The organism is Enterococcus sp. DIV1083b (genome assembly GCF_051713705.1).
GTDB lineage: Bacteria > Bacillota > Bacilli > Lactobacillales > Enterococcaceae > Enterococcus_D > Enterococcus_D casseliflavus.
Genome location: NZ_JBIOQJ010000001.1, coordinates 2658557 through 2685061, shown reverse-complemented (window position 1 = coordinate 2685061; position 26505 = coordinate 2658557). Strand labels below are relative to the sequence as shown.

Below are 26505 nucleotides of genomic sequence, written 5' to 3'. Positions count from 1 at the left end.
CTGTTGGTTGCTGCGGAAAAGCTCGTATTTTCGCAGCTTTTGCTCTGATTTTTCCATGTTTTCGTCAGCCAATGTTTTGTATAATAGAAAAGAAAGCGATTTCTAATACAGCTTAAGTTTAGCAAGAAAACCAGCAGACTTGTCAAAGCTGTTGGAAATCGGATAGTAAATAGATGGAGGAAGAAAAGAAATGAAAATCGTTCTAGGCGGAGATTCAACCGTGGCGGATTATCCCCTTGATCAACAGCCAATGATGGGCTGGGGACAAGCCTTACCAAGCTATCTACCCCCAGAAGTAAACGTACACAATTTTGCAAAAAACGGCAGTACGACTCGTTCGTTTATCGAAGAAGGGTTGTTTGAGCAGCTCCTGCAAGAAGTCGAACCGAATACAGTCGTCCTACTGCAATTTGGACATAATGACCAAAAAGAGAAAAACCATGTCACGATGGAGGCGTACATTGCTCATTTGACAGACATGATCCGTCAAATCAAAGAAAAAGCAGGAATCCCGATTCTTTGTACACCTGTTGAACGACGTGTAGGAGAAGAGGGACGATTGGCGCATACGTTGTCAGCATTTTTACCTGTCTTAAGAGAACTTAGTCGAACGGAAGAAGTAGTTTTGTTTGATTTAAATCGCTATACCTATCATTATTATGACACATTAGGACTAGAAGCTTCCAAAGCACTCTTTGTTTGGTTAGCACCGAATGAGCACCCCAATTATCCTGCAGGTCTCGCAGATGATACCCACTTTTCAAAGCTCGGGGCGCATATGATCGCTCGCTATGTAGCGATTCGTCTACAGGCGTTTTTCCATGAGCAACCACTGTTTCCTGAAATTTATTACGGCGCCTGCATGTATCCAGAAGTCTGGTCGGAAGAAATCATGCAAAGTGATAGTCACACGATGAAAACGTTGGGCATGAATTTTGCTAGAATTGGGGAATTCATGTGGCGTGACTTGGAGCCTCAACCTGGAGAATATGATTTTTCGTTGTTGGAACGTGCGCTAGAACAGTACCAAGCAAATGGCATCGATGTTTGCTTATGTATTCCAACGCCGACCCCACCCCGCTGGTTTACAAAACAGTACCCAGAAGCATTGGTCACTAACCAAGATGGAACGAAGATGCATCACGGCTCAAGGCAGCATGTCTGTACAAACAACGAGGACTTTCGCCGTTATGCCTATCGTTTGACGAGAAAAATCGCTGAGATTGCCGAAAAACATGAAAATGTCGTTATGTTGCAATTGGACAATGAGTTTAAATGTCATGTCGATCTATGTTACTGTACGACGTGCCAAACGCGTTGGCATACGTATTTAAAAGACAGCTATCAATCCGTGACCAACCTCAATGAGTGTTGGGGAACGAAGGTGTGGAGTGAGTGGTATGACGCATTTGAGGATGTCGTCTTGCCGCTAACGACCCCATTTTTGCATAATTCTTCCTTGATGAATGCCTTTCGCCGTTTTACCACCGATACGTTGAATGAGTTTGCGCATGATCTTTGTCATTTTATCCGAATGGAGACCGCGTTACCCATTACCCATAACTCCGCTTTTGGGTTTAACTTGCAAAATGATGAGCTATTTGCTGATTTAGATATTGCTGGTTTTGATACGTATGCACCGGCAGACAACTATCCAGCGTATACCATGAACTTGGATCGTTGGCGGAATGTCAAACCGCGCAACAAGGAAATGTTATTGTTAGAAACTTGTACTGCCAATGCAGGTCATATTGAAAATTATGCGGCACCTCGTCCTCATGGGTTTGTCACAAGTGAAGCGTTCATTGGCTATGCTGGTAATTTGAAATCCTTCTGCTTTTGGCATTTTCGTGGACATCGCTATGGTGTGGAGCAACCCCATAGTGCCGTGTTAACTGCTTGGGGAGAGCCATATCGTGGGTATGAAGAGGTAGTTCGGATTGGCGAACTAAGACAACAGATCGCACCACTTTTAGCGGAAACGAAGTATGTATCGGCAAAAATAGCCATTATCTACTCGGATTACTCGAAACGTTTTTACACGATTGATCATGGGGGTGTTTATGATTATCGCAGCCTGTTTACCGAATTTTACGGCAGTCTGATTCGCCAAGGGATTCGTGTAGAAATCATTCAGGAAAATAGTCCGTTAGAAGAGTATGATGTTGTTCTTGCCCCATTTGTTCGTTGGATCAGTCCTACCTTGTTGAAAAAATTTGCCGCCTTTACTGAAGCAGGAGGCAAGCTGATTTTAGGCCCGATGACGGGGGATCGGACAAAAGAGCTGGCGTGGCCAGCGACGAATGGCTTAGATCGTTTAGGAGAATGGCTCGGGTTTGACGAAATCCAGCAGTTTACGGTGAAAGGACTGACTTATCAGCTAACCTATGACGGCCTAAAAGAACCTTTAGATCATTTGGTCACAGTTTTTCACTGCCCAGAAGATTGGGAAACGATCGGACGAGGGAATGACCAAACGCTACTAGCTAAGAAACAAGTGGCTCAAGGAGAGATCATCTATTTAGGTGCGCTACCTAGCAATTTACCAGACAGTTTGATATGGCAGTCATTTTGTCGCAAAGAACTTTTCCCTTATGAATCAGAGCGCCAGTTGATCAAATGTTCGGAAGGTGTGATGAAGTATCGCCGAGAGTCAGCGACCCATGTCCAACTCTGGATCAGTAACTTAGGGCTGACGACAGCTGATTTTACCTTACATCTACCCGGTTTCGAACGCTTATCAGGTGAAGCGCTGGCGCGGGGGAACCATAGGCTAGAACCTTATGAAAATTTGATTATTGAATGGGAAAAAATAGTAGAAAGCGAGGAGTCAGATGATTCATTTAGCCATCCGAGGGCATGACCTTTCAGGAGAATATACACCAAAGCAGTTAGCACAAGCGGTAGGTGCAAAGAAAATAAAAAACGTTCAGTTTGCCTTGAATGCGTCTTTTCCAGATCTAAGTGCTCCTGAAAAGATGAATCCAGGTATGGGGACCTTCTTCAAGAATGAATTCCAAGAACAAGGCGTTCAAATCGCTTTGTTAAGTTGTTATAGTAACTTGATTCATCCCGAACCAGAGGAACGAGAAAAAATCTTACAGAAATTTGAGCGCTATTTATTCCATGCCCGTTATTTTGGTGCCAGCATGGTGGCTTCAGAAACAGGCTCAGTCATTGCCGCACTGGGATATAGTGAAGAGAATTTTTCAGATGAGGTTTTTGAAGACTTGATCCATGTGATCCAGCGACTCGTTCGAGTGGGAGAAAAATATCAAATCATGGTAGGGATCGAAGCCGGACTGAATCATCCGCTGTATTCGAATCAGCGCATCGCCGAGCTGATTGAACGTGTTCCTTCTGATTATTTAGGGATCATTTACGATCCAACGAATTTGATCACCGCAAAAACGGCTGCTGATCAAGTCGCATTGGTAGAAGAAGCATTTACTCTTTTCGGAGAGAAAATCGTCTGCTTGCACCTAAAGGATTTTGAACTCTCGGGAGAAGAGGTGATCCCTGTCCCATTAGGCGAAGGACAAATACGGTATCCAGAAATTTTACAGCTTTTGATCAAACATAAGCCATACTGTTACGTGGTGCTAGAAGAAACAAAAGGTGCTGGGATCGATCGTGCGGTGGCGTTGATTGAAGGCTTAGATTTAAAAAATTAGCTGGGGGGTTGTGTAGATGATTGTGTAAGAGAACACGGGAGTAGTTTTCTTGTTTTCTTAAAAAACACTGGCATTGAATGCAAATTTTATCTAGCATAGAAAAGTTGTTTATGATGAGATTTCATCTAAATAACTTTTTTATTTTCATAAAAATAAAAAATACGATGTAAAATTTGTTATTATAGAATAAAAAGAAGTATTTTAGATTGTTGCATTCGGATAATGGATCAAATGGAAAAGGATTTAATATTTACGAGACATGTAAAAGAGCGAAAGGAGGAACCAATGGCAAACATGCAAGACGTGGCAAAACTTGCCAATGTATCTGTGACCACCGTCTCACGAGTGATCAATAACAGAAAATATGTCAATGAAGAAACAAAGCAGATTGTGCTAGAAGCAATTCAAGCACTTGATTATGTACCAAATGAATTAGCACGGTCCTTTTATTACAATTCCTCAAAGATGATAGGCTTGCTGATCTATGATTTGAAAAATGATTTTTATAATCAATTTATTACCCGAATCGAGTCGCAACTGATTGAGAAAGGCTATAGTTTGATGATTGGTACCACACAAGGGAATCCTGAAAGAGAAACCTATTTTTTGAACTTGTTTCTCGCAAATAATATTGATGGGGTAATTTTATGTACCAACCTTTGTACGCAAGGTCCGTTGTTGCAAAAGGTTCTCAAATTACCTCTAGTGAGTGTGGGTAGAGTCCTTAGCGATGAAGTATCCTCCGTTTCTGCGGATAATACCTCAGGTGGAAAGTTGGCAGCACAGATCTTAAGCCAAAATTGTTGTCGCGAGATCCTCTTCATTAATGGACCAAAGACATTACATTCCGTTCAAGAAAAATCAGCTGGTTTTTATCAAGTGATGGACCAATACCCAGAGATCCATGTTCACGAGGTCATACTCGATTTTGTAAATGTCACGCAAACATCCTTTGATCAACTTTTTCGTCAATGGCCTTCTATCGATGGCATTTTTGCGGCAAGCGATTTTTTGGCAGCCTGTGCTTTACGTTCCCTTCATTCACTGGATAAAAAGGTTGGTGAAGCGATTCAAGTGATTGGTTATGAAAACACCAATGTTTGTCTTTGTACTAGCCCTTTGCTTTCGTCCATCGCACGACCATTAGAGGAGATGGTGGATTGGACGACCCAGCTACTTTTTCAAGAGGTACAAGGAGACAAAACCGCACCAAGACACGTCCTCTTGAAAAATTCATTTGTCCCAAGAGAAACGACTCAATGGAAGTGATGGAAAAAGAAGCAACCGATTGCAGCTTTCTTTTGATTGTCTTGGGATAGCCGCAATTCTATAATGAAATGGACTGGAATAAATCCAGAATGAGGAAGTTGCTAAGTGATAGGTGTTGATAGCTAGTACTATTTTTCGAAAAAATGGTTCCGCTTACAAAAGATTCTGTAAAATAGCGAACGGCTTGAAGGATAGCGCCTCAAGAAGAGTGTACCTAAAATGCGATCACAAAAACAAATTAACCTAAATGCAATAAGAAGGAGTGAATAACCATGTGGAAAGCAAACTATCATACCCACACAACTCGATGCAAACATGCACGGGATTCTGATGAAGACTATGTGATCAAAGCCATCCAAGCTGGCTTTAAGGAAATTGGCTTCGCTGATCATTGTCCCTGGCCCTTTGAGGATGGGTATGTCTCGCCCATGCGGATGGATGTTGCGCAATTGGAAGATTACGTTTCATCGGTGAAAAGCTTACAGGAAAAGTACCAAGGACAAATCGATGTGAAATTAGGATTAGAGTGTGAATATTTTGAAACAATGATCCCTTGGCTAGTTGCAGAGAAAGAAAGGCTGTCGATCGACTATTTGATTTTTGGCAATCACTTTCCTGAAATCGAAAGCAATCACTATTACGACCATACACCTGGGGATTCGGTAAAAGCGATCAAAGATTATCTTCGAGTCTCCCTACAAGGGATCGAATCAGAGATCTTTGCTTATATGGCACATCCAGATGTGTTCATGCGGGGCTATAAAACCTTCGATTCTCATTGTGAAGAAGTTGCCTACCGCCTATGTGAAAAAGCCAAAGAGTATCAGCTGCCGTTGGAGTATAATTTGGCAGGCTATACGAACGGTGGCTATCCGCATCCTGAATTTTGGAAGATCGCCAAGGAAGTCGGCTGCTCTTGTATTATTGGGATCGATGCCCACGAGAGTGTGGCTTTAACGAATACAGAAATTTACGAAAGAGCTCTTTTAGAAATCGATGCCTTGGGGTTAACACGGATCGATCGGCTCTTCTTTGCGTGAAGGAAAGAGAGTTGATCGTTTTGGAAATAAACATGGACGCCAGTGGGGATCACTAGCGTCCATGTTTATTAGAATTGCCATTCTTGAATTTTTTTCAAGAGTACCGCTTTGTCGGAAGCTTCCGCAAAGGAATGCTGAGCGGCAGTTTCGTTTAAGAAGCGCATCTCTGATTCGGACATGTCGCAATGATGAGCCATTTGCAGGTATTCATTGGTCAATGTCGTGTTTGAGACCGTTCGGTTATCGGTGTTCAAACAAAAAGGGACCTTGGCCTCCAGCCATTCTCTTAATGGGTATGCCGAGTATGTGGGAATCGCACGCGTATGAACATTGCTGGTAGGACAGCCTTCGATACAGCGATTTTGTTCTCGAACAAACGCTTGGACAGTGTGATCTCCTTTTAAGGCGATGCCGTGGCCAATCCGTTGCGCACCGCTTTCGATGGCTTGATAAATGTTTTGCACACAGCCGCATTCGCCTGCATGTAAGGTCAGCTGGACACTTTGGTTCTTGAGGAACACTTGATAGCTGGCAGCTAAATCAGGGACGTACCCGTCTTCTTCTGGACCTGCCAGATCAATGCCGACGACTTTTTCATCGGTAAGAGCGATCGCTTCATCAAAAATCGCCGTAATAGCTGGTAGGTCTTCTTGACGCATCCCAATGATCAATACATTGCCTTTGATTGGGTAGCGTTCTTCTGCTCGTGCGATGCCTTCGATCACGGCTTGGATGGTCTGGCTGCAAGTGAGTCCTTTGTCCATCGATAAGCTGGGAGCAAAGCGGATCTCAATATAAGCGACCCCATCTTGAGCGGCTTGTTCCATCACATCATAGGCGGCAGCTGCTAACGCTTCTTGTGTTTGCAAATACGGCCGAACGAAATCAAAGCAGCGAAGATAATCCCTCAGGTCATGACAATCTTTGGGGGCTTGCATCTGTGCTTTCACAGCTTCTATGTCTTGCTCGATCGGTAGTTCTTGCTGATTGGCGATGGCGATCAATGTTTCTGGACGAATGGAACCGTCGAGGTGGCAGTGAAGTTCTACTTTGGGAAATGCTTGGATTTGTTGTTGAGTAAGCACAGTGTTCCTCCTGTCTAGGTCGAATTTTTTTAAGTATGAATATAGCATACTTCCAAAGCCCATGCTACCCAAAAAAGGAAATTCTCATAGAAAGCAAAACAGCAGCCGCGAATTACTTGTGCGGCTGCTGTTTTTATTGTGGGAGAGTGGCTCAAATCAATTCCGATAGATCGGTAAAAGGCAATGACAGATCGTGAGCGGCTTCTTTTGAAGTAAATGCGCCCTCATAGGCGATGACCCCTTTGGCAAGTGCCTGATTTTCTCGCAACGCTGCTAAAGGATCGTTCGCTAGCTGCTGGGCATACGGTAAGGTGGCAATGCTCAATGCGATGGTTGCCGTTTGTGGTACAGCACCTGGCATATTCGCCACTGCATAGTGAATAACTTCTTCCCGGATATAGGTTGGCTCGTCGTGGGTGGTGACTTTGTCTTCGGTCTCAAAAATTCCGCCTTGGTCAATGGCAATATCGACGATCACAGATTTTTCAGGCATCTGTTTCACCATGTCGCGGGTCACTAAGCACGGAGCTTTTTGTCCTGGCAATAAGACGGCTCCTACCACCAAGTCTGCGGATTGGATCGTTCGTTCGATATTCAAGCGATTGGAATACAAGGTTTGGACTTGACCAGAAAACTGTCGATCCAGCTCTTGTAAGCGTGGGATCGAAACGTCTAAAATCGTTACTTGTGCGCCCAGACCTACGGCGACTCTCGCGGCATTCTCACCGGCAACGCCACCACCAATGATCGTTACCCGACCTTGACGGACGCCGGGAACACCTGAAAGCAGGATCCCTTTTCCGCCATATATTTTTTCGAGAAATTGTGCGCCGATTTGAACAGACATTCTTCCAGCGATCTCACTCATAGGCGATAGCAGAGGCAGGGTGCCGTTCGCCAGCTGGACGTTTTCATAAGCAACAGCGATCACTTTGCTGTCGATCAATGCTTGAGCAAGCTGTTGATTGGCGGCTACGTGGAAATAGGTGAATAAAACCAGTCCCTCATGCAAAAAGGGGTATTCTTCTGGTAAAGGTTCTTTGACTTTCATAACCAATTCAGAGGCCCAAACCTCTTCAACGGTAGTAATCGTAGCGCCGACTTCCTGATACGCTTGATCAGAAAAGGTTGATCCTGCACCAGCGCCTTGTTCAACGAAGACTTCGTGTCCGTCTTGGACTAACTCATAGACTCCCGAGGGCGGCAATGCCACACGATTTTCATTGTTCTTGATTTCTTTTGGGATACCGATTTTCATAGACTTCACACCTTTCTTTCTTCCATTATAATAGAAAGCGGATTCCCAAGGGGAGAAAAAATGGTTTTTTTATTAAAAAAGTAAGATCCAGTTGCTGCCTACGCCACGACAAAGAAAAAAGCCCCGAAAGGGGACTTTTTTTGATCAATCAGCTGAAGGTCCAAAAGCGTAAGCTTTGATTAGCGATTTCATCTAGTGTGTAATAGATAGCGTAATGGGATTTTTCTGGATCATCATTGGGATCTAAGACAAACACTTGATCGTCCATCATTCCACCTAAGACCATAATATGGCCGCCATCTGTAAATTCCCCTGGAGTCACAGAAACGATGACGGGATGATTTTGTTGCAAGTAGGCTTCAACGCTGGCTAGATCTGTGCCGAGATCATAATAGTTGTAGCCGTTTGCATCGGCAAAGTCAGAAAAAATTCGCCAGTCCGTTCCTTGGCCGTCAACATAATAATGATCCCCTGCCCAATCAAGGACTTCCAGTGGCGAAATGGGATAGCCTTCAAGGTAGGATTGAACCATCGCAAGAGAAGCGATCGCACAGCCGTTTTCTGCTAAGGTTTGGCTGCCGTCATTGCCATAGGATCTATCGGCCCATTCTTCGTTCGTCTGCAAGAAAATCGGTGTCGTGATGTCCATTTCCCATAAATAAGCATTGATGTCATCACTAAAAATAGCTTGAGAGTAAATATATTCGTCGTCATAACTCTCATCATAGGCAACGGCGGTAGACACGTGTTCGGACAACTCTCCGTACAACACGTGATGAGAGATTCGATTGAACCCTATCCAAATCAACACCAATCCTGCTAAAACAATCATTGGCCGACGCTTTCGATAAACATCTGTCTGTTTTTGCATTTTTCCCTCCTTGTTTTACGAATCGTACGTATTCATCCTGTTCTTTAAGTAAAACAAAGGAGGGGGCGCTTGTCATCGGCCTACAGACCGATTCCACGATCAACTTTCAAATGCCTCTAGTTCTAAGCTAGTATTTTCCCATGCTTCTAATAGGGCTTCTTGTTCAGTGCGGGCTTGTTCTAACGCTTGATTCAACGCGGTCAATTTTACATGATCATTCAACGCTTCTGGTGCGGTCATGTCTTGTTCCAGTTGCTGGATCGTTTCTTCTATCGTGGCAAGCTCTTCTTCGATTTGGGTGACTTTTCGCTGTAAGGTTCTAACGGCTTTTTGCTGTTCCTTGCTTTGGACAAAGGTTTGCTTGCCCGCTGAGAGGGTGGTTTCGGTTGTTTTTGCTTCCAACATTGCTGCGATCTCAGCTTCTTCTTGTTTCTTTTCTAAATAATAATCGTAATCGCCGAGATAGAGCTTGCTGCCGTTTTCAGACAGTTCCACGACCTTGGTGGCGATTCGATTGATAAAGTAGCGGTCATGAGATACGAAGAACAAAGTGCCTTCATAATCGATCAGCGCATTTTCTAAGACTTCTTTGCTGTCGATGTCTAAATGGTTGGTTGGCTCATCCAAAATCAAGAAATTGTCATGGTCCATGGCTAATTTTGCCAAAGCGACACGGGCTTTTTCGCCACCGCTTAATAGCGTGATCGGCTTTTCAACATCTTCTCCAGAAAATAAGAAGCTGCCTAATATATTGCGAATCTCGACTTCAGGTGTGGTGCTGTGGTCATCCCAAAGCTCATGGAGGATCGTTTTGGTTGAATGCAGATCGGATTGAGTTTGGTCATAGTACCCGATTGAGACATTGGCGCCAAAATGCACCTTTCCTTGAATAAAGGGGATTTTATGAATCAACGATTTCAGTAAGGTTGATTTGCCGATCCCATTCGGTCCCACTAAAGCGATCGCATCTTTGCGCCGAACATCTAAGTCGATGGGCGCCGATAAAACTTCTTCTTCAGAATAACCGATAGCGGCATTTTCTACTTGCATTACAACATTTCCTGAAGGCTTTTCAATAGAAAAAAGGAAGTGGGCGGATTTTTCATCTCCTTGCGGGCGATCCAGCCGATCCATTTTCTCTAATTGCTTACGGCGACTTTGCGCGCGTTTGGTGGTAGACGCACGGACAAGGTTGCGGGCAACAAAGTCTTCCAGTTTATTGATTTCTTCTTGCTGCTTTTCAAAGGCTTTCCATTCACTTTGCAGCTGCTCCGCTTTCAGGGTCAAATAGCGGCTGTAATTGCCTTTGTAGTGGCGCATTTTTTGACGACTCAGTTCGTAGACTTCGTTGACGACTTTGTCTAGGAAGTAACGGTCATGGGAAACGATCAGCAACGCACCGGCATATCCTTGTAGATAGTTTTCCAACCAAGATAACGTTTCGATGTCTAAATGGTTGGTCGGTTCATCGAGGATCAAGATATCAGGTTTTTGCAGTAGCATTTTTGCTAATGCCAAGCGGGTTTTTTGACCACCAGAAAGGGTATTGATGGCTTGCGTGTAAAAAGAAGGATCAAACTGAAAACCGTGCAAGACGGAGCGAATTTCATTTTCATAGCCATAGCCGTTTTTTTCTGCAAATTCATGTTGCAATTGGTCGTATTCTTTCAGGAGATTGCCAGAGTCAGCAGCAGGATCTGCTTCGGAGATGGCGATCTCTAAGGTACGCATGCGCTGCTCCATCTGCCGAACCGTTGCAAAAGCTCCTAGCATTTCTTCCCATACGGTGGCCTGACTATCAAGTCCGGTATCTTGAGCTAAGTAGCCCATCGTAGCGGTCTTGTTTTTAGCGATCGTTCCTTTATCAGGACTTTCGAGTCCAGCAATAATTTTCAGTAGCGTTGATTTACCAGCACCGTTGCGCCCAACAAGCGCGATTCGGGAATTGCTGGCAATTTCTAATTGGATATTTTCAAATAAAACCTCGGCTCCGAAAAGACGGGCGATTTGGTTGGCTTGTAATAAAATCATGTGTATGTCATTCCTATCTTTAAGAAACTTGTCTGTATCAAGGTTACAATACTACAAGTCTATCATATTTTAAGGGAAACGGCGATTGGGAAAAAGTTTGATTTTACCATTATAAAATTTATATTTCAAATTATGAGCATTCAAATTGATTTTTGAACAATGTATTTGTTATGATAGCTTCATCACAAGTGAATTTTTCACAATGGGGGAGTATTCTTTGAAAGATCATCAAATTCCAAAGGCAACAGCGAAGCGATTGCCTTTATATTATCGTTACTTGCGTATTTTGCACCAAGCTGGCAAATTAAAAGTTTCTTCGACCGAACTAAGTGAAGCTGTTCAAGTTGATAGTGCGACGATCCGCCGCGACTTTTCCTACTTTGGTGAATTAGGAAAACGCGGCTATGGCTATGACGTTGAAAGCTTGATGCAGTTCTTTGCGAAGACATTGAACGAAGACCACATGACGAATGTAGCTTTAGTCGGTGTCGGAAACTTGGGGAGCGCCTTGTTGAAATACAAATTTCACCAAAGCAACAGCATTCGGATCAGTGCCGCATTTGATGTCAACGAAGATTTAGTTGGTCGAATCGTAGATGGTGTGCCGGTCTATCCAATGGATGACATGAAGGAACAAGTGAAGATCCAGCAGATCGATGTGGCTATTTTGACGGTTCCCGCACAACATTCACAAGATTTAGTGAACGAGCTTGTGAATGCTGGCATTAAAGGAATCTTGAACTTTACACCTGCACGGATCACTGCACCAAAAGGCGTGCTGATTCAAAACGTTGACTTAACCAATGAATTGCAAACGTTGATTTATTTCTTGCATTCAGGCAACGTCTTGTCCCATGAAGAACCAGTAGAAGAACCATCACTAAGCGAATAATCGCATCATATAAATAGGAACCAACAAAACAGCTGCCAGATCGTAGTATATACAACGATCTGACAGCTGTTTTTTGCTTTTTCACCACTGATCTTACTCGTCTAACTGGTCAAAAAGTGATTCGTAGGAATCTTGCTCTTCAACGCTTGTGAGCGCTTCTTGATACCGCAAGATTTGTTGAGTCAAACGTGTGAAATCGATGATGCGGGCTTCACGATGCACTTCTTTCCCATTCGCGAACAAGAGGACGACGGGAACCGTCAAGACCGAAAATAAACTGGCTGCTTCTGGCTCTGCCAGCGTGTTGATGGTAAATAGAGGGAGTTGCTGGGATTGTGCCAGTTTTTGGATGCGTGGTTTGTCCGCAACACAAATACTGCAATTCGGTTGAGAGAGATAGAGTAGTGCCAACGGTTGTTGGGCGAGCTGCTCTTGGATCGGTTGATTTTTTTGCATAAGTCATTCCTCCATGGAAAATGTACGCTGTTCTTGAGGAAAAGTCAAAATATCTGCTAGCAGCTGATCGCTTAGGTGAGTAAGAAGGATTCAAAGATAAGGGAAATCTAAAGCAACGATTAAAAAAATAGGCTGCTTTAAAAAAAACGTTGTATAAAAAAAGGAAAAAACGTATAGTAATTCCAGCGTTTCGAATTTATTGATAAAGAAGGTTAAAGTTATGTTTCAGGCATTACCGAATTCTGTCCTGCAAATGAGTGTTATTTTTTTATCTATCGTCATTGAAGCCTTGCCGTTTGTCCTATTGGGCTGCTTGATCTCAGGTGCCTTACAAGTCTTCTTGACGCCAGAAAGAGTCACGAGACTCTTACCAAAAAACAAATTGGCATCGATCACAGTTGGTTGTGGTCTGGGGGTCTTTTTTCCTTCCTGCGAATGTGGGATCGTACCGATCGTTAATCAGTTCGTAAAAAAAGAGGTGCCAGTGTATACGGCGTTTGCCTTTATGCTGACTGCACCGATCATCAATCCTATCGTGATTTTTTCTACATTCATTGCCTTTGGAAATTCCGCGAAGTTCGCCTTTTTGCGTGTACTGGGCAGCTTATTGGTCGCAATGGTCGTGGGGATCTGGCTGGCGTATTTTAACAAACAAGAGGTCTTAAAAACACGGCTTGCCAATCAATTAAGTGGCGGGAATGAGCAGGCAGCTCACCCACACCATCAGGGGCATGATCACGCCCACCATCAAACGGAAAAGAGCAGTCATCCGCTCCTTCGGCAGATTCGTCATTTGCTGCAGCATAGTTTGGATGAGTTTTTCGATACTGGGCGTTATTTGATCATTGGTGCGTTGATCGCCTCAGCGATGCAGACCTATCTGCCAACTGGCTTGATGCTGACATTAGGCTCCACGAAGCTGTTAGCGGTCTTCGTCATGCTGCTGTTAGCATTAACGTTATCCTTATGTTCCGAAGCAGATGCCTTTATCGGCTCTTCGTTGTTGAGTTTATTCGGCACTGGACCAGTCGTCGGTTTCCTGGTTTTTGGTCCAATGGTAGATATTAAAAACCTGTTGATGATGAAGCGGTACTTTTCGGGGCGTTTTATCGCTTCTTTAGTTGGTTTAGTCGCAATCGTCGTTTCAATTTATGCATGGGTGGTGTAAAGAATGGTTCGTTTTTTGATCTTATCAGGCTATTTTGAATTGATGATGTATTTGCAAGTGACGGGTAAACTCAATCAGTTTATCAACATTCATTATCGCTATCTCGCTATTTTATCCATGATCATTTCTTTATTATTGGCTTTGGTCCAGCTGTATTTTTGGGTCAAACAAGAGCCCGAGCATCATCATGACGATGAGCACCAGCATGGATTAGAGAAAAAACACCAACGAGTGATTGCGTATTTTCTATTAGCCTTACCGATCATCGTGGGTCTCTTTTTCCCCACCGTTAGCTTGGATACGACGATCGTTGAAGCAAAAGGGTTTAATTTCCCCCTAAGTGAAGAATCTGTGGGGGATCCAGAAATGACGACCCAATATCTGAAACCCGATACAAGTCTTTATTTTAACAAAGAAGATTATGACACTCAGATGGATGCAGCGTTGGCACGTTACGCCAAAGATGAGACGATTGCGGTAACGGAAGAAAATTACTTGGAAGTCATGGAGTTGATCTATACGTACCCGAGCGAATTTATTGGCAAGAAAATCACCTATGATGGATTTGTGTACCATGCAGATCAAGATGATGCCAATGAAATCTTTTTGTTTCGTTTTGGCATTATCCATTGTGTGGCTGATTCAGGCGTTTTTGGCTTGCGAGTGGAATTACCGCAACAAACAACGGCAGAAAATAACCAGTGGCTCCACGTGGAAGGGACGATCCAATCGAAGTACTATCAACCCTTCAAACGGGACTTGCCGATGGTGGTAGCAGACCAAGAGAAGACGATTGAAGCACCAGAAAACCAGTATGTCTATCGCGCTTTCTAGCTTTTTTTAAGAAAGTTCATAAAAACATCATAAACCTTTGTTATAATGGAGAAAATCTAAGCATATGTTTGTAGTTTTATCAAACGTTTAGTACAATATAGTAGGAACATATGCTAAAATCTATACAAAAGAGAGGTGTCGTGAAATGGGTTTTACAGATGAAACAGTTCGCTTTGATTTTGATGATAGCCGTAAAAAAGAAGTCAGCGAAACATTAGCTATCGTCTACCGAGCATTAGAGGAAAAAGGATACAATCCGATCAATCAAATCGTCGGTTATCTCCTTTCTGGCGACCCGGCTTACATTCCTCGTTATCGGGATGCCCGGAATTTGATTCGTCGTCACGAACGGGATGAGATCATGGAAGTTCTGATCCGTTATTATTTAGGCAATCACGGGATCAACCTATAATGAGAATCATGGGATTGGATGTTGGTTCGCGGACAGTCGGCGTGGCGGTCAGTGACCCAATGGGCTGGACAGCACAAGGGATCGAGATCATTCGCATCAATGAAGATGAAGGCAATTTCGGTTATGATCGACTTGCTGAATTGGTGAAAGAATATGAAGTCTCACGTTTTGTGGTAGGACTACCTAAAAATATGAATAATACGATCGGACCTAGAGCGGAAGCTTCTATGGCTTACGGCGCAGCGATCGAACAGCAATTCGGTTTGCCGGTCGTTTACCAAGACGAACGTCTGACGACCGTTCAAGCAGAACGAATGCTGGTAGAACAGGCGAATACATCGCGTGCCAAACGAAAAAAAGTGATTGATAAATTAGCAGCAGTCATGATTTTGCAGAATTATTTAGATGGTGCTGGGAAACAGCTGTTTTAATTTACAGAAAAGAGGAAAATAAATGTCAGAACATACACACGATCATAACCACGATCACGATCATGAAGGACATGAACACATTACTTTAATCGATGATCAAGGAAATGAAACCTTATACGAAATTCTATTAACGGTTGACGGTACGGAAGAATTCGGCCGCAACTACGTCTTGCTTTATCCAGCAGGCGTACCAGAAGAAGAAGACGTTGAATTACAAGCGTACGCTTATATTGAAAACGAAGACGGTTCTGAAGGTGAATTAGAACAGATCGAAACAGAAGCAGAATGGGATATGATTGAAGAAGTCTTCAACACATTCATGGCGGAAGAAGAAGAGTAATAAGTTGCAAGTGCTGACCTTTCCATAAGGGATCAGCACTTTTTTTGATTTAACGACTGTTTATTTTAGAAGCATGTCTGCTTTTTTGAAAGGAATGAGAAAAATGAGTAACGTAACGATATTCGAGCTTGAAAAGATCGCAGAAGAGCAGCTAGTTTTTGCCGTGATCATCAGCAAGTACCAAGAAAAGTTCGTCTATGTCAAACACAAAGAACGAGACACCTTGGAGATCCCTGGAGGCAAGCGAGAACTAGGAGAAAGCATCACAGAGTGTGCTGCCCGTGAATTAAAAGAAGAAACAGGCGCCAAGCACTTTACCCTAGAACCGTTATTTATCTATGGTGTAGAAAAAAACGGGGAGGCCGATTACGGCTTGGTGTTTGAAGCCCAGATCACGGACTTGCAGGATGAATTGACCTCAGAGATCGAAGCAATCTATGTAATGGCAGAGCCGCCTGCCAACTGGACATATCCAACGATTCAGCCGTTGTTGTTGGCAGAATATTTCGTACGAACATAAAAATAATTCAGCCCACTCAAATGGAGGGCTGTCTTGAGTGGGAAAGTAAAAGCAGCGTGTTGAGTAGGAGTGAGCGAATGAGTTGCGTGATCCTGCAATCAGGGGTAGGATGAAAATGTAAACGTTATCTTATTGGAGAGTAGGGAAAGGCATGGAAAAAATTTATCAAGCAAGTACCGCAGAAGGAGCAATCGATTTTATCAATATGCGCGATTTGGAGATCGCGGCAGAGGAAGTGATTCCTAAAGGTGGGTATGGCTATATCAGCAGTGGTGCGGGGGATATTTTTACCTATCAAGAAAATGAACGCGCCTTCAATCACAAATTGATCATTCCTCATGTCTTAAAGGACATTGAATTACCGGACACAACGTTGTCCTTTGGCGGTGATACGTTGTCAGCGCCAATCATTATGGCGCCTGTTGCCGCCCACGGCTTAGCAAATGTTGCGGCAGAACAAGCGTCAGCCAAAGGTGTGTCACGTTTTGGCACGATCTATACGGCGAGTTCGTATGCCTCTTGTACGTTGGAAGAAATCCGAGCAGCTGGTGGCCAAGAAGCGCCGCAGTGGTTCCAATTTTATATGAGTAAAGACGATGGCATCAATAAAGACATCTTGGCGATGGCAAAACGCAATGGCGCCAAAGCGATCGTTTTGACCGCAGATGCAACTGTTGGGGGCAATCGAGAAACGGATCGCCGCAATGGCTTCACCTTTCCGTTGGCAATGCCGATCGTTCAGGCCTATCAATCAGGGATCGGACAAACGATGGATGCCGTTTACGGCTCCTCAAAACAAAAATTAAGTCCCCAGGATGTCGCTTTTATCGCCAAAGAATCTGACTTGCCAGTTTATGTCAAAGGGGTGCAATCAGAAGAAGATGTGGAACGAGCTTTAGGGGCAGGTGCACAAGGGATTTGGGTCTCAAATCACGGGGGACGCCAATTGGATGGTGGTCCAGCTTCCTTTGATTCCTTACAGATCGTGGCTGAAGCAGTGGCAGGTCGGGCGCCGATCGTCTTTGATAGCGGGGTACGGCGTGGACAGCATGTCTTTAAAGCGATTGCTTGCGGAGCAGATCTAGTGGCGATCGGCCGCCCAGTGATCTATGGGTTGGCTCTAGGTGGTGCCACTGGTGTTCAACAAGTCTTTGATTTCTTCAAAAAAGAATTGGAGATGGTCATGCAGCTTGCGGGGACGCAAACGGTGGCAGACATCAAAAAAGCCGTTTTACGGGACAATCGCTATTTATAGGCAATCCCTCAAAAAGGCGCTAGGATCGCTGATTCTGGTGCTTTTTTTTATGGATTTTTCTGATCATGCCCAGGAGCTGGAACAACTGCTTTCACCGAAAAAAGTGTATATGATTTTGAAACAATTGCAAAATCAGCTACACTTAAAAGAGACCAATAAACTAAAGGAGAGAGATTGATGATTCCAAAAATTATTCATTATTGCTGGTTTGGCGGCAATCCATTAGGTGAACAAGAAAAGAAATACATGGATACCTGGAAAAAATATTGTCCGGATTATGAGATCAAACGTTGGGATGAATCAACGATCGACCTTTCAAAATTCGGTCCTTATCTAAAAGAGGCCTATGACCAAGAAGAATGGGCCTTTGTGTCAGATGTGGTTCGTTTGTATGCGTTAGTGACAGAAGGCGGTATTTATATGGATACCGATATCGAGGTGGTCAAACCTTTAGATGAGCTCTTGACACTGGAGGCATTTATGGGCTTTGAGATCGAAACCAAGATTTCTACTGGGATCATTGGAGCGGTGCCGCATCATCCCTTTATGGAAGAATGGTACCACGATTACGATGACCGAAAATTTGTCCGGGCAGAAAAAACGGAAGATGTCGTCACCAATGTGATCCGAGTGACGGAACTGTTGCAAAACCACGGATTAGAATTGAATAATCAACGACAAACGGTTAAGGGCGTAGAAATCTTCCCGCAAATGACGTTTTCACCAAAAAGCTATATCACTGGTGAGGTCGAGGAAGATCCGAGTACGATGGTGATCCATCAGTTTTCTGGCTCTTGGTTATAAAAGAGTAAGTCTATGAAAGGACGGACAGTGGGGAAAGCTGTCCGTCCTTTTTGCTTTTGCAAGGGATGATGGAGATGTGATAGAATAGCTTGAAAAAATGAGGAGGCGTTTTGATGGCTATCAAACGATGTACTTTGGCAGATTTAGAAGAATTGGGAGAAATCAGCGTATCCACCTATTACGATACATTTGCTCCTTTCAATACGGAGGAAAATACTCGTATCTATCTAGAAGAAGCCTACAATCTGCCGAAACTGACCCGAGAGTTAGAAAATCCGCAGTCGGCGTTTTATTTTTTACAAGAAAATGATCAAACCGTAGGATATATCAAACTTAACTGGGGTGAGGCGCAAACGGAAGCGATTGCCCCAGAGGGGTTGGAAATTGAACGAATCTATATCAAAAAAGAACATAAGCGCAGAGGCTATGGCAAAACACTGCTGCTGTTTGCTCAAGAGACCGCCAAAGAGCTGCAGAAAAAGTCGATCTGGTTAGGCGTTTGGGAATTTAACGACAATGCGTTGGCTTTTTATCATACGATGGGCTTTGAAAGAGTTGGCAGTCACTCCTTTTTTATGGGGGATGATGAGCAGACGGATTTCTTGATGCTGAAAGAACTTTGAAATCTGCCTTTGTATGAGGAATTAGAAATTACTTTCCATTTTTTTGGCAATCAAGTATAGTTAAAGGGATTGATGAAAAAAGAACGATTGGTGAAAACCATCGCTAAGGAGAGCAATTGTAAATGGAAAAACAGAGAAACGAAAGTATTTTGTCACGTTTTCTTAAAGGCGTGGTGATTGCCTTGGGCTTTATCTTGCCTGGTGTTTCAGGTGGCGTATTGGCAGCCATCTTAGGCATTTATGAGCGGATGCTGCGCTTTATGGCACATCTGACGAAGAATTTTAAAGAGAATCTCCTCTTTTTCCTGCCAGTAGGGATCGGGGGAATCGTAGGGATCGGGCTTTTATCAAAGCCATTAGAGTGGCTGCTGCAAAACTATCAAATCATCGTTTTGTGGGGCTTTGCGGGGGCAATTATCGGGACGTTACCGGCACTTGCTAAAGAATCGACCTTGAAAAGCAAACGGACAACCGGCGACCTGCTTTGGTTCTTCGGCAGTATGGTCATCGGCTTCTTGTTCCTCTATTTTATGGGCGATATCTTAGGAACGATCCCTGCCAATTTCATTGGTTTTGTGATCGCCGGCGGTCTGATCGCGTTAGGTGTTTTGGTTCCCGGCTTGAGTCCTTCAAACCTTTTGCTCGTTCTGGGCCTTTATGATCCGATGTTGAAAGGCTTTAAGAGCTTTGACATCATGGGGGTCTTTCTACCGATCGCCATTGGCGGCTTGGCAGTGATGCTGCTGTTTTCGAAATTGATGGAGTGGCTATTGAGCCATTATCATTCAAAAGTCTATCACTTCATTTTAGGGATCGTTATTGCCTCAACGATATTGATCGTGATTCCTCCGGTGGCAAACTATAGCGGCTTTACTTGGGTAACGGCTGTCATCGGAATTATCTTGTTTGTCTTGGGGGCTTGGTTAGGTCTTTGGATGAGCAAGCTGGAAGAAAAATACAAGTAAATCAAAACGGCACATCGTTTGGCGATGTGCCGTTTTTGTTAGGTAATGATGGGGACAGCTAAGAAGAAGCGTTGGTCGACAGCTGGTAGTAAAAAGATGGGAACGTTTGATAACGATATAATACAGGTTTAAAAACTGTTCTATTTTTGTTGAAAGATTTCCTAGTGTTTGGTATATTGTAGTCTATATAAAGAAGAATTTTTCGTGTGTTACAGTTTAGATAATTGTTTGAGGTTTTGAGGAAAAGGAGGGGCAAGCATGCAAGATGCGACCTATTGGGCGGAACAATTGCGGCAAGGAAAAATCAGTTTTGCAGAGCGGGTGGCGATGATCGAAGAAAAAGTCAATCAACAAAATCCGCTTTTGAATGCGCTTGTAACATTTGATCCGCAAGCAGCGATCCAGCATTACGAGCAGCATCTTCAAAAAACGGTTTTTGGGGGACAACCCATGCCGTTAAAAATACTCGGCCAAACCAAAGCAGGGTGGCCAGCAACGTCAGGAGCCAAACTATTTGCTAAAGCACGAGCCAGCCGCACGGCTCATTTTGTCTCTCGTTTAGAAGAGGCAGGCTTTGTGCCGTTAGGGCAAACCAATGCACCAGAATTTGGATTCAAAAATATCACTGATCCAACATTGTATGGGCCTACACGTAATCCGTGGAATCCTGCCTGTTCAGCTGGTGGTTCCAGTGGTGGTGCGGCAGCGGCAGTGGCTTCGGGGATGTTTCCGATTGCGGGTGCCAGTGATGGCGGCGGATCGATCCGCATTCCAGCATCCTTTAGCGGATTGATCGGTTTGAAGCCAACCCGTGGCACGATGCCAGTGGGTCCTAGTGAATGGCGCAGCTGGCAAGGCGCTTCTATCAACTTTGCGTTGACGCTTTCCATGCGTGATACGGAACAGCTGTTTTATGCGTTGCGGACGTCACAGCCGGCAGCCCCTTATCAGGCACCGCAAGTAGAATGGCATCATCAGCAAGCGAGTCAAAAACCGCGGTTGAAGGTTGCTTTTACTACCGCATCGCCGACCGGCGGCCAAGTGTCTGAAACTGCCATCCAAGCAGTCCGAAGTGCAGCCGCATTTTTAGAAAAGCAGGGGCATGAAGTCGTTGAAGTGGGCTATCCAGTGGATGGTCAGCAAATGATGACCACCTATTACGCCATGAATGGCGGCGAAACAGCTGCGATGTTTGCTGAGATCGATGCTGCTCGTCAAGTACCGGTCAGACGGGAAGAGATGGAATTGATGACCTGGGCACTTTACCAATATGGCAAAAAACTGCCTGCCGCCGATTACGTCCTTGCCTTGCAGTGGTGGGATCAGCTGGCAGAAAAAATGGAAGAAGTCTTTTCAACCTATGATCTCTTTTTGACCCCGACGACGGCTTATCCAGCCCCTTTGATTGAGGAAGACTTACAAAGCGATAGCATTCGCCAAAGACTGCATGAGATCGAATCGCTTGGAAAAAGTGCTGCGGGTGAGTTGATCGAAGAAATGTTTGCCAAGAGCTATGCTCTGACACCTTATACTCAATTAGCCAATTTAACGGGGCAGCCAGCCATCAGCTTGCCAACTGCTCTTAGCGAGGAAGGGTTGCCGCTAGGGGTCCAATTTATGGCGTCTAAAGGCAGAGAAGACCTACTTTTCCAAGTCGGCTATTTATTTGAAACACAGCAACGATTTCTGTTGCCAAAACAAGGAAACTAAGAGGAGGATATTATGAAACAAGTTAGAAAAGGGAAAATCGTTGCAATGGTTGGTTTTTTAGGTTTATTTGCGGGGGTCCTGTTAAGTGCCTGCAGCAAACCAACGGAAGAAGACACCAGTCTAAGTAAGGTAGAAGAAGCCAAAACATTGGTTGTTGCTACTTCGGGAACCTTGTATCCATCGTCTTACTATAACGATGAAAATGAATTAGTGGGCTATGATGTCGATGTGGCAAAAGAAGTCGCCAAACGATTAGGCGTAGAGATCACATTTAAAGAGTACAATGTCGATGGACAAGTTTCTTCTTTAACACGTGGAGAAGCCGATTTTGCTGCCAACGATTTTGGTTTGACAGATGAACGGGCGGAAAAATTCAGTCTCTCAACGCCTATTAAATACTCGTTCGATAGTATGATCGTGCGTAAAAGTGATGACTCTGGGATTGCTTCTTTAGAAGATTTGGATGGCAAAAAAGCTGCTGGTGAACCGAATACCAGCTACATGCGCTTAGCCGAATCCTATGGGGCAGAATTAGTGACTTACGACAACGCAACGAATGATCAGTATTTGACAGATGTTGCGAATGGTCGAACGGATGTGATCTTGAATGATTACTATTTGCAAAAAATGGCGGTTGCTGCTTTGCCAGATATCCCTGTTAAAATTTTAGAAGATGTCTACTTTAATCCGAATGAAACGGGCTTCTTATTTGTGAAGGATCATAAAGCATTGCAGGAAAAAGTGGATGCTGTTTTAGCAGAAATGAAAGAAGACGGCCGTTTAAAAGAACTTGCGGAAACGTATTTTCAAACCGATATTTCAGTAAAATCTGATCAAGCGATTCAAACGGTTGAAACAGACTAATGTATATTCCAACCCTTGATTTGCCGTTGATGTGGGAGTCATTGCCCTATTTGCTGTCGGGCTTGTCCTATACGGTCGGCATTGCTGTCGTTTCGTTTCTAGGTGGCAACGTATTAGGGATCATGCTCACCTTCTTAGGGATGTTGGAAAATCCATTCATTAGAGGGTTCGTGCGGGGCTACCTCTCATTTCTAAGAGGCGTCCCAGCGTTGGTCTTGTTGTTCCTACTGTATTTTGGCTTGCCTTATCAATTGTCGGCGCTTAGTGCTGCGATCATCTGTTTTACATTGACCAGCAGCGCATTTATCGGGGAAATCTACCGAGGATCAATTGCTGGTGTGGATCGTGGACAATTTGATGCTGCCTATGCGTTAGGGTTATCCTTTACGAAAACGATGCGTCTGATTATTTTGCCACAAGCCTTTCGTATTTCTGTACCGGCATTGAGTAATGTGGCAATGGATTTGCTGAAAGGAACCTCCTTGGCAGCAATGATCACGATTCCTGATATTTTTCAAAAAGCTAAGATCGTTGGCGGACGAACCTTTGATTACATGTCCATGTATGTGCTAGTTGCCATCATCTATTGGCTGTTGTGTATTTTGATTGAAGCCGGGCAAAAGCAATTAGAACAACATTTTTCAAAACGCTTTGCCGCTAATGAGGCTGTAAGACAATAAAAAAAGAGCCGAGGCTCTTCAGCTGCTGTCAATGTTTCCTTGTGAGACATTGACAGCAGTTTTTTCTTTAGGTAATGAAGCAGCACCACAAGTTAGCCAGAGAAAAAAGGCAGAATAGTACCGTTTACTCTGGGCGGTTTTTTATAAATTCGATAAAGGTAATGATTTCAGATAGTTGATATTCAGTAAAGTCCTCATTGATTCTTGAAGCCACACGAATCTGTTTCATAGAGAGGGCTTCCAAATCATTCGGACGTCCATGCAAATAATCGAGACTGACATTGAAGTAATCAGCAAGTTCTTTTTGGATCTCAATATCGGGCATCCGATTGCCTTGCTCATACGAAGCATAGGTTGTTTTGGCGATTCCTAAATATTTTGCCATTTTTGCTTGTGTTAAACCAGATCGCGTTTTCCGCAACTGTCTTAAACGATCTTTAAACATGAAATCCCCTCCACAAAATTATTCTACTATGACACGATAGAAGCAGAAAGAAATTAATGTTTTATATCACTAATAGAGTTTTATTGCATTTACAAAGTACTCGATATGTAATACTATTTATGTGAAGAAGGATTACTACCTGTAAGAATCAGCAGGTAGTGAATCGTTCTCAAGGATTTTTTATAGCATGAAGGAGGGTAGAAGAAAGGAATAGATACACCAAAATGGAAGCGTTTCATAGAAGGAGGAAGTGAAATGAAAAAAGTATTGATAATTTGTGCAGCAGGCATGTCTTCATCGTTGATCGCTAAAAAAGGAACAAGCTTTTTAACCACAGAAGGCTGGTCAGTGAGGATCGATGCCATCTCTGCTTCAGAGGGGATCGCTACGATCGCTAAGGATGAGTATGATTTATATTTAGTTAGCCCGCAAACGAAAATGCATTTTGCCAATTTAAAGAAAAGCGCCGATAAATACGGCAAACCAATCGTGAATATTCCCCCGCAAGCATATATTCCGATACCGATCGGGATCGAGAAATTAGCACAGCTAGTCAAAGAAAGCATTGCATTAGAAAAAAGTGCGAAATAAATGGAGGTAGGCTATGGATAGTGAAAAAATTCAAGAAATATCCTTTGAACTTATTTTAGCAAGCGGTGATGCCCGCACGATGATTCATCAAGCCTTTGAACAGATGCGAAACAGCAGTTGTCAAGAAGCGCAAGAGTTGTTGGACATAGCCAATGATTCATTAGTCAAAGCCCACCGCATCCAGTCAAAAATGCTGCAAGAATATGCTTCAGGGACTTCATTTACCTGCGATATCTTGTTGATCCATGCACAAGATCATTTGATGACAACCATGACCCTCAGAGAAGTAGCACTAGAAATGCTAGGGATTTATCAAAAAATGAGTAGCCTTGAAGAAGCGATCCAATGCAGGAGTGCAGATGGCTAGTAAGCAAGCAAAAGTTGCTCAAAGAGATGCGGCGCAAAAACTGACGAAGAAAAATCTCTATTTTCAACGGCTGTTGCTATTGCGGTATTTAGTCGCATTCTTTTTCTTTTTTAACCTATATTGGCTGTTGGCTGCTTCTTTGGCAGGGCAATGGCTGCGTGTGGTTCCACTGAGCCTGTTGCTGTTGTCAATGAGAGCGATCAGTGAGTTTATCCGCTTATATGGACACCACGCAACCATCGTTTCCAAGCAACTCTTTTTTACTACATGGTATTTACGCCTTCAAATGGGGACAATGGCCATTCTTTTTTTATTGACTTTTTTTGGCGTGACAGAAGTTATTTTCCCCTATTTCACCTCGCAAAGTATCGAGTATGTTCGCATAGTTCTCTGGATAAGTGGTGTCTTTGCTTGGAGTGGTATCAGAAAATTGAAGAAAATTTTTCGCAATAAAGACCGACATTGGCAATGGATTCGCGAATTTGAAGAGATAGAAAGAAAGGGTGATTGATTTGACAGAATCGAACAATAAACTATTTCAACTTTTAGAAAAAGCAGTAATGGGTCCGATGGGAAAGATTTCCCAATACAAAATCGTTCGTAGTATCATGTCGGCAGGGATGGCGTCGATTCCTTTTACGATCGTAGGCTCAATGTTTTTAGTATTCAACATTTTACCGATCACGTTTCCGTTTTTAGCTGACTTTTTTGAAGCGACTTTTTTGAATTTCAGTGATTTGTATATGTTAGCAAATAGTACGACCATGGGGTTATTGGCATTATATTTTTGTATCGTTCTGGGCTATGAGTATTCCAAGATCATTCAAGTCGAGGAGAATCTCGACCTGACGCCGATCAATGGGGCGTTGTTAGGTGTTTTTGCTACATTGATGTCGATTCCTCAGCTTGTTTTTGACGGCGGAAAAATGACACGGATGAATGATGTGGAAGAAGGGCTGATCAATGGGTGGTTGATTGGTGCCGATGGGGTCGCACGTTTAGGAACTGTTGGTATTTTCACTGGGATCGTGATGGCGGTCGTTGCCGTTCAGCTGTATCGTCTCTGTGTAAAAAACAACTGGGTCATCAAAATGCCTGAAGAAGTGCCTGAAGGTGTGGCTCGTAGTTTTACGGCACTGATACCAGCCTTTGTGGTGGCAGTCGTGGTTCTGACCATCAATGGTGTTTTAGTTGTTTTAGGGACGGATATTTTTCAACTAGTAGCAATTCCGTTCGGGTTTGTTACCCACCTTACGGATAGCTGGTTGGGAATCATGGTGATTTATTTCCTCGCGCATGCCTTGTGGTTGGTAGGGATTCATGGATTCAATATCATTAGTCCACTGATCACCCCGATCATGTTAGCTAATTTAGCTGCCAATGTTGAAGGGGCGAGTTTCCCATTAGCAGGCCAATTTACCAACGGGTACGTGACATTAGGTGGTTCGGGAGCAACCCTTGGTTTTACCTTATTTATGATATACATTGCTAAATCGAAACAGATGAAAGTATTAGGGAGAGCTGCCATCGTCCCGTCGATTTTCAATATCAATGAACCGATCATTTTCGGCGTGCCGATCATCTATAATCCTTATTTAGCAATTCCTTTCTTGTTAGCACCGATGGCATCCGCCACGATCGCGTATTTTGCCACAAGGATGGAATTGATTCGTCCCATGATCGCCAATATTCCTTTCCCAACACCCGTTGGACTTGGTGGCTTTATTGGCACCGGTGGAGACTGGCGTGCAGGCGTCGTTGCCATTGTTTGTGCAGTAGTTTCTTTCTTGATCTATTTTCCATTTGCGAAGTTTTATGACACAAAATTGCTGAAAGAAGAACAAGAAGCCGCATAAGACGAGCAGTTGGGAAAACAGCAAGTAGCTACATTATCCCTATAAGAAAAAAACAGTTGTCCCT

General features: G+C 43.6%; 28 protein-coding genes. 22 read left to right on the top strand and 6 right to left on the bottom strand.

Features of this window, described 5'->3' with window-relative positions:
• Positions 1-190: 190 nt before the first annotated feature.
• The 4 genes from IGI69_RS12550 (at position 191) to IGI69_RS12535 (ending at position 5983) form a co-directional block, all read left to right on the top strand.
• Positions 191-2863 carry a beta-galactosidase gene (locus IGI69_RS12550; protein WP_438741010.1) on the top strand — a complete coding sequence of 891 codons (2673 nt, stop codon included), beginning with the start codon at positions 191-193 and terminating at the stop codon, positions 2861-2863.
• On the top strand, positions 2835-3674 hold the full coding sequence (locus IGI69_RS12545; RefSeq protein ID WP_438741008.1) for a sugar phosphate isomerase/epimerase family protein: 840 nt from the start codon (positions 2835-2837) through the stop codon (positions 3672-3674). The genes IGI69_RS12550 and IGI69_RS12545 overlap by 29 nt, the downstream gene beginning before the upstream one ends.
• A gap of 285 nt (positions 3675-3959) precedes the next feature.
• Positions 3960-4943 (top strand): LacI family DNA-binding transcriptional regulator, encoded by a 984-nt coding sequence (locus IGI69_RS12540; RefSeq protein ID WP_438741006.1) that lies wholly within the window; start codon positions 3960-3962, stop codon positions 4941-4943.
• Positions 4944-5215: 272 nt separating this feature from the next.
• On the top strand, positions 5216-5983 hold the full coding sequence (locus tag IGI69_RS12535) for a histidinol-phosphatase (protein ID WP_438741004.1): 768 nt from the start codon (positions 5216-5218) through the stop codon (positions 5981-5983).
• 68 nt (positions 5984-6051) lie between these two features.
• Here the strand turns inward: IGI69_RS12535 and add are convergent, their stop codons facing one another.
• The 4 genes from add to IGI69_RS12515 all read right to left on the bottom strand — a co-directional run bounded on the left by add (position 6052) and on the right by IGI69_RS12515 (position 11228).
• Positions 6052-7068 (bottom strand): adenosine deaminase, encoded by a 1017-nt coding sequence (gene add, locus IGI69_RS12530; protein WP_438741001.1) that lies wholly within the window; start codon positions 7066-7068, stop codon positions 6052-6054.
• 151 nt (positions 7069-7219) lie between these two features.
• A complete protein-coding gene (ald, locus tag IGI69_RS12525) occupies positions 7220-8326 on the bottom strand; it encodes an alanine dehydrogenase (protein ID WP_081116086.1) in 1107 nt (368 codons plus the stop codon).
• Between the two features lie 148 nt (positions 8327-8474).
• A complete protein-coding gene (locus tag IGI69_RS12520; RefSeq protein WP_438741000.1) occupies positions 8475-9197 on the bottom strand; it encodes a C39 family peptidase in 723 nt (240 codons plus the stop codon).
• 99 nt (positions 9198-9296) lie between these two features.
• A complete protein-coding gene (locus tag IGI69_RS12515; RefSeq protein ID WP_438740998.1) occupies positions 9297-11228 on the bottom strand; it encodes an ABC-F family ATP-binding cassette domain-containing protein in 1932 nt (643 codons plus the stop codon).
• Positions 11229-11445: 217 nt separating this feature from the next.
• On the opposite strand from IGI69_RS12515, the gene IGI69_RS12510 reads away from it, so the two are divergent.
• A complete protein-coding gene (locus tag IGI69_RS12510) occupies positions 11446-12120 on the top strand; it encodes a redox-sensing transcriptional repressor Rex (protein ID WP_438740996.1) in 675 nt (224 codons plus the stop codon).
• A 93-nt stretch (positions 12121-12213) separates the two neighbouring features.
• Here the strand turns inward: IGI69_RS12510 and IGI69_RS12505 are convergent, their stop codons facing one another.
• Positions 12214-12576, bottom strand: a complete 363-nt coding sequence (locus tag IGI69_RS12505; RefSeq protein WP_438740994.1) for a thioredoxin family protein — start codon at positions 12574-12576, stop codon at positions 12214-12216.
• A 220-nt stretch (positions 12577-12796) separates the two neighbouring features.
• Between IGI69_RS12505 and IGI69_RS12500 the strand changes: the two genes are divergently transcribed.
• The 13 genes from IGI69_RS12500 (at position 12797) to IGI69_RS12440 (ending at position 23182) form a co-directional block, all read left to right on the top strand.
• A complete protein-coding gene (locus IGI69_RS12500) occupies positions 12797-13744 on the top strand; it encodes a permease (RefSeq protein WP_086295667.1) in 948 nt (315 codons plus the stop codon).
• A 3-nt stretch (positions 13745-13747) separates the two neighbouring features.
• On the top strand, positions 13748-14578 hold the full coding sequence (locus tag IGI69_RS12495) for a TIGR03943 family putative permease subunit (RefSeq protein WP_005228555.1): 831 nt from the start codon (positions 13748-13750) through the stop codon (positions 14576-14578).
• Between the two features lie 145 nt (positions 14579-14723).
• Positions 14724-14990, top strand: coding sequence for an IreB family regulatory phosphoprotein (locus tag IGI69_RS12490; protein WP_005228556.1), 267 nt, complete (start codon positions 14724-14726; stop codon positions 14988-14990).
• Positions 14990-15421, top strand: a complete 432-nt coding sequence (ruvX, locus tag IGI69_RS12485; RefSeq protein WP_005234242.1) for a Holliday junction resolvase RuvX — start codon at positions 14990-14992, stop codon at positions 15419-15421. Before IGI69_RS12490 ends, ruvX begins: the two co-directional genes overlap by 1 nt.
• Positions 15422-15443: 22 nt before the next feature.
• Positions 15444-15761: a DUF1292 domain-containing protein gene (locus IGI69_RS12480; RefSeq protein ID WP_005228559.1), complete on the top strand. Its 318-nt coding sequence runs from the start codon at positions 15444-15446 to the stop codon at positions 15759-15761.
• Positions 15762-15864: 103 nt separating this feature from the next.
• Complete coding sequence (locus tag IGI69_RS12475) at positions 15865-16281, top strand: NUDIX hydrolase (protein WP_438740991.1); 417 nt, start codon at positions 15865-15867, stop codon at positions 16279-16281.
• A 151-nt stretch (positions 16282-16432) separates the two neighbouring features.
• Entirely contained in the window at positions 16433-17536 is a 1104-nt protein-coding gene (locus tag IGI69_RS12470) for an alpha-hydroxy-acid oxidizing protein (RefSeq protein WP_010749842.1), read from the top strand.
• A gap of 177 nt (positions 17537-17713) precedes the next feature.
• Positions 17714-18340, top strand: a complete 627-nt coding sequence (locus tag IGI69_RS12465) for a glycosyltransferase family 32 protein (protein WP_010749841.1) — start codon at positions 17714-17716, stop codon at positions 18338-18340.
• Between the two features lie 113 nt (positions 18341-18453).
• Complete coding sequence (locus tag IGI69_RS12460) at positions 18454-18963, top strand: GNAT family N-acetyltransferase (protein WP_015510214.1); 510 nt, start codon at positions 18454-18456, stop codon at positions 18961-18963.
• A 122-nt stretch (positions 18964-19085) separates the two neighbouring features.
• Positions 19086-19928 carry a DUF368 domain-containing protein gene (locus tag IGI69_RS12455; RefSeq protein ID WP_010749839.1) on the top strand — a complete coding sequence of 281 codons (843 nt, stop codon included), beginning with the start codon at positions 19086-19088 and terminating at the stop codon, positions 19926-19928.
• Positions 19929-20186: 258 nt separating this feature from the next.
• Positions 20187-21638 (top strand): amidase, encoded by a 1452-nt coding sequence (locus IGI69_RS12450; protein ID WP_275854076.1) that lies wholly within the window; start codon positions 20187-20189, stop codon positions 21636-21638.
• A 12-nt stretch (positions 21639-21650) separates the two neighbouring features.
• Complete coding sequence (locus IGI69_RS12445; RefSeq protein WP_077451842.1) at positions 21651-22502, top strand: transporter substrate-binding domain-containing protein; 852 nt, start codon at positions 21651-21653, stop codon at positions 22500-22502.
• On the top strand, positions 22502-23182 hold the full coding sequence (locus IGI69_RS12440) for an amino acid ABC transporter permease (protein WP_275854077.1): 681 nt from the start codon (positions 22502-22504) through the stop codon (positions 23180-23182). The genes IGI69_RS12445 and IGI69_RS12440 overlap by 1 nt, the downstream gene beginning before the upstream one ends.
• A gap of 124 nt (positions 23183-23306) precedes the next feature.
• Here IGI69_RS12440 and IGI69_RS12435 read toward each other — a convergent pair whose 3' ends face one another.
• A complete protein-coding gene (locus tag IGI69_RS12435; RefSeq protein WP_005228576.1) occupies positions 23307-23627 on the bottom strand; it encodes a helix-turn-helix domain-containing protein in 321 nt (106 codons plus the stop codon).
• A 255-nt stretch (positions 23628-23882) separates the two neighbouring features.
• Here IGI69_RS12435 and IGI69_RS12430 point away from each other — a divergent pair, with 255 nt between their 5' ends.
• Genes IGI69_RS12430 through celB form a run of 4 tightly spaced genes read left to right on the top strand, consistent with a single transcriptional unit; the run spans position 23883 to position 26441 of the window.
• Positions 23883-24218, top strand: coding sequence for a PTS cellobiose transporter subunit IIB (locus IGI69_RS12430; RefSeq protein WP_010749837.1), 336 nt, complete (start codon positions 23883-23885; stop codon positions 24216-24218).
• Between the two features lie 13 nt (positions 24219-24231).
• A complete protein-coding gene (locus tag IGI69_RS12425; RefSeq protein WP_275854078.1) occupies positions 24232-24585 on the top strand; it encodes a PTS lactose/cellobiose transporter subunit IIA in 354 nt (117 codons plus the stop codon).
• On the top strand, positions 24578-25096 hold the full coding sequence (locus IGI69_RS12420) for a hypothetical protein (protein ID WP_275854079.1): 519 nt from the start codon (positions 24578-24580) through the stop codon (positions 25094-25096). The genes IGI69_RS12425 and IGI69_RS12420 overlap by 8 nt, the downstream gene beginning before the upstream one ends.
• On the top strand, positions 25089-26441 hold the full coding sequence (celB, locus tag IGI69_RS12415; protein WP_275854080.1) for a PTS cellobiose transporter subunit IIC: 1353 nt from the start codon (positions 25089-25091) through the stop codon (positions 26439-26441). Before IGI69_RS12420 ends, celB begins: the two co-directional genes overlap by 8 nt.
• Positions 26442-26505 lie beyond the last annotated feature (64 nt).

What these genes read in the sequence shown, in the direction of transcription:
- IGI69_RS12550 (WP_438741010.1), top strand. Translation starts at nt 191, where the DNA reads ATGAAAATCGTTCTAGGCGGAGATTCAACCGTGGCGGATTATCCCCTT.
- IGI69_RS12545 (WP_438741008.1), top strand. Translation starts at nt 2,835, where the DNA reads ATGATTCATTTAGCCATCCGAGGGCATGACCTTTCAGGAGAATATACA.
- IGI69_RS12540 (WP_438741006.1), top strand. Translation starts at nt 3,960, where the DNA reads ATGGCAAACATGCAAGACGTGGCAAAACTTGCCAATGTATCTGTGACC.
- IGI69_RS12535 (WP_438741004.1), top strand. Translation starts at nt 5,216, where the DNA reads ATGTGGAAAGCAAACTATCATACCCACACAACTCGATGCAAACATGCA.
- ald (WP_081116086.1), bottom strand. Translation starts at nt 8,326, where the DNA reads ATGAAAATCGGTATCCCAAAAGAAATCAAGAACAATGAAAATCGTGTG.
- IGI69_RS12520 (WP_438741000.1), bottom strand. Translation starts at nt 9,197, where the DNA reads ATGCAAAAACAGACAGATGTTTATCGAAAGCGTCGGCCAATGATTGTT.
- IGI69_RS12515 (WP_438740998.1), bottom strand. Translation starts at nt 11,228, where the DNA reads ATGATTTTATTACAAGCCAACCAAATCGCCCGTCTTTTCGGAGCCGAG.
- IGI69_RS12505 (WP_438740994.1), bottom strand. Translation starts at nt 12,576, where the DNA reads ATGCAAAAAAATCAACCGATCCAAGAGCAGCTCGCCCAACAACCGTTG.
- IGI69_RS12500 (WP_086295667.1), top strand. Translation starts at nt 12,797, where the DNA reads ATGTTTCAGGCATTACCGAATTCTGTCCTGCAAATGAGTGTTATTTTT.
- IGI69_RS12495 (WP_005228555.1), top strand. Translation starts at nt 13,748, where the DNA reads ATGGTTCGTTTTTTGATCTTATCAGGCTATTTTGAATTGATGATGTAT.
- IGI69_RS12490 (WP_005228556.1), top strand. Translation starts at nt 14,724, where the DNA reads ATGGGTTTTACAGATGAAACAGTTCGCTTTGATTTTGATGATAGCCGT.
- ruvX (WP_005234242.1), top strand. Translation starts at nt 14,990, where the DNA reads ATGAGAATCATGGGATTGGATGTTGGTTCGCGGACAGTCGGCGTGGCG.
- IGI69_RS12480 (WP_005228559.1), top strand. Translation starts at nt 15,444, where the DNA reads ATGTCAGAACATACACACGATCATAACCACGATCACGATCATGAAGGA.
- IGI69_RS12475 (WP_438740991.1), top strand. Translation starts at nt 15,865, where the DNA reads ATGAGTAACGTAACGATATTCGAGCTTGAAAAGATCGCAGAAGAGCAG.
- IGI69_RS12470 (WP_010749842.1), top strand. Translation starts at nt 16,433, where the DNA reads ATGGAAAAAATTTATCAAGCAAGTACCGCAGAAGGAGCAATCGATTTT.
- IGI69_RS12465 (WP_010749841.1), top strand. Translation starts at nt 17,714, where the DNA reads ATGATTCCAAAAATTATTCATTATTGCTGGTTTGGCGGCAATCCATTA.
- IGI69_RS12460 (WP_015510214.1), top strand. Translation starts at nt 18,454, where the DNA reads ATGGCTATCAAACGATGTACTTTGGCAGATTTAGAAGAATTGGGAGAA.
- IGI69_RS12455 (WP_010749839.1), top strand. Translation starts at nt 19,086, where the DNA reads ATGGAAAAACAGAGAAACGAAAGTATTTTGTCACGTTTTCTTAAAGGC.
- IGI69_RS12450 (WP_275854076.1), top strand. Translation starts at nt 20,187, where the DNA reads ATGCAAGATGCGACCTATTGGGCGGAACAATTGCGGCAAGGAAAAATC.
- IGI69_RS12445 (WP_077451842.1), top strand. Translation starts at nt 21,651, where the DNA reads ATGAAACAAGTTAGAAAAGGGAAAATCGTTGCAATGGTTGGTTTTTTA.
- IGI69_RS12440 (WP_275854077.1), top strand. Translation starts at nt 22,502, where the DNA reads ATGTATATTCCAACCCTTGATTTGCCGTTGATGTGGGAGTCATTGCCC.
- IGI69_RS12435 (WP_005228576.1), bottom strand. Translation starts at nt 23,627, where the DNA reads ATGTTTAAAGATCGTTTAAGACAGTTGCGGAAAACGCGATCTGGTTTA.
- IGI69_RS12430 (WP_010749837.1), top strand. Translation starts at nt 23,883, where the DNA reads ATGAAAAAAGTATTGATAATTTGTGCAGCAGGCATGTCTTCATCGTTG.
- IGI69_RS12425 (WP_275854078.1), top strand. Translation starts at nt 24,232, where the DNA reads ATGGATAGTGAAAAAATTCAAGAAATATCCTTTGAACTTATTTTAGCA.
- IGI69_RS12420 (WP_275854079.1), top strand. Translation starts at nt 24,578, where the DNA reads ATGGCTAGTAAGCAAGCAAAAGTTGCTCAAAGAGATGCGGCGCAAAAA.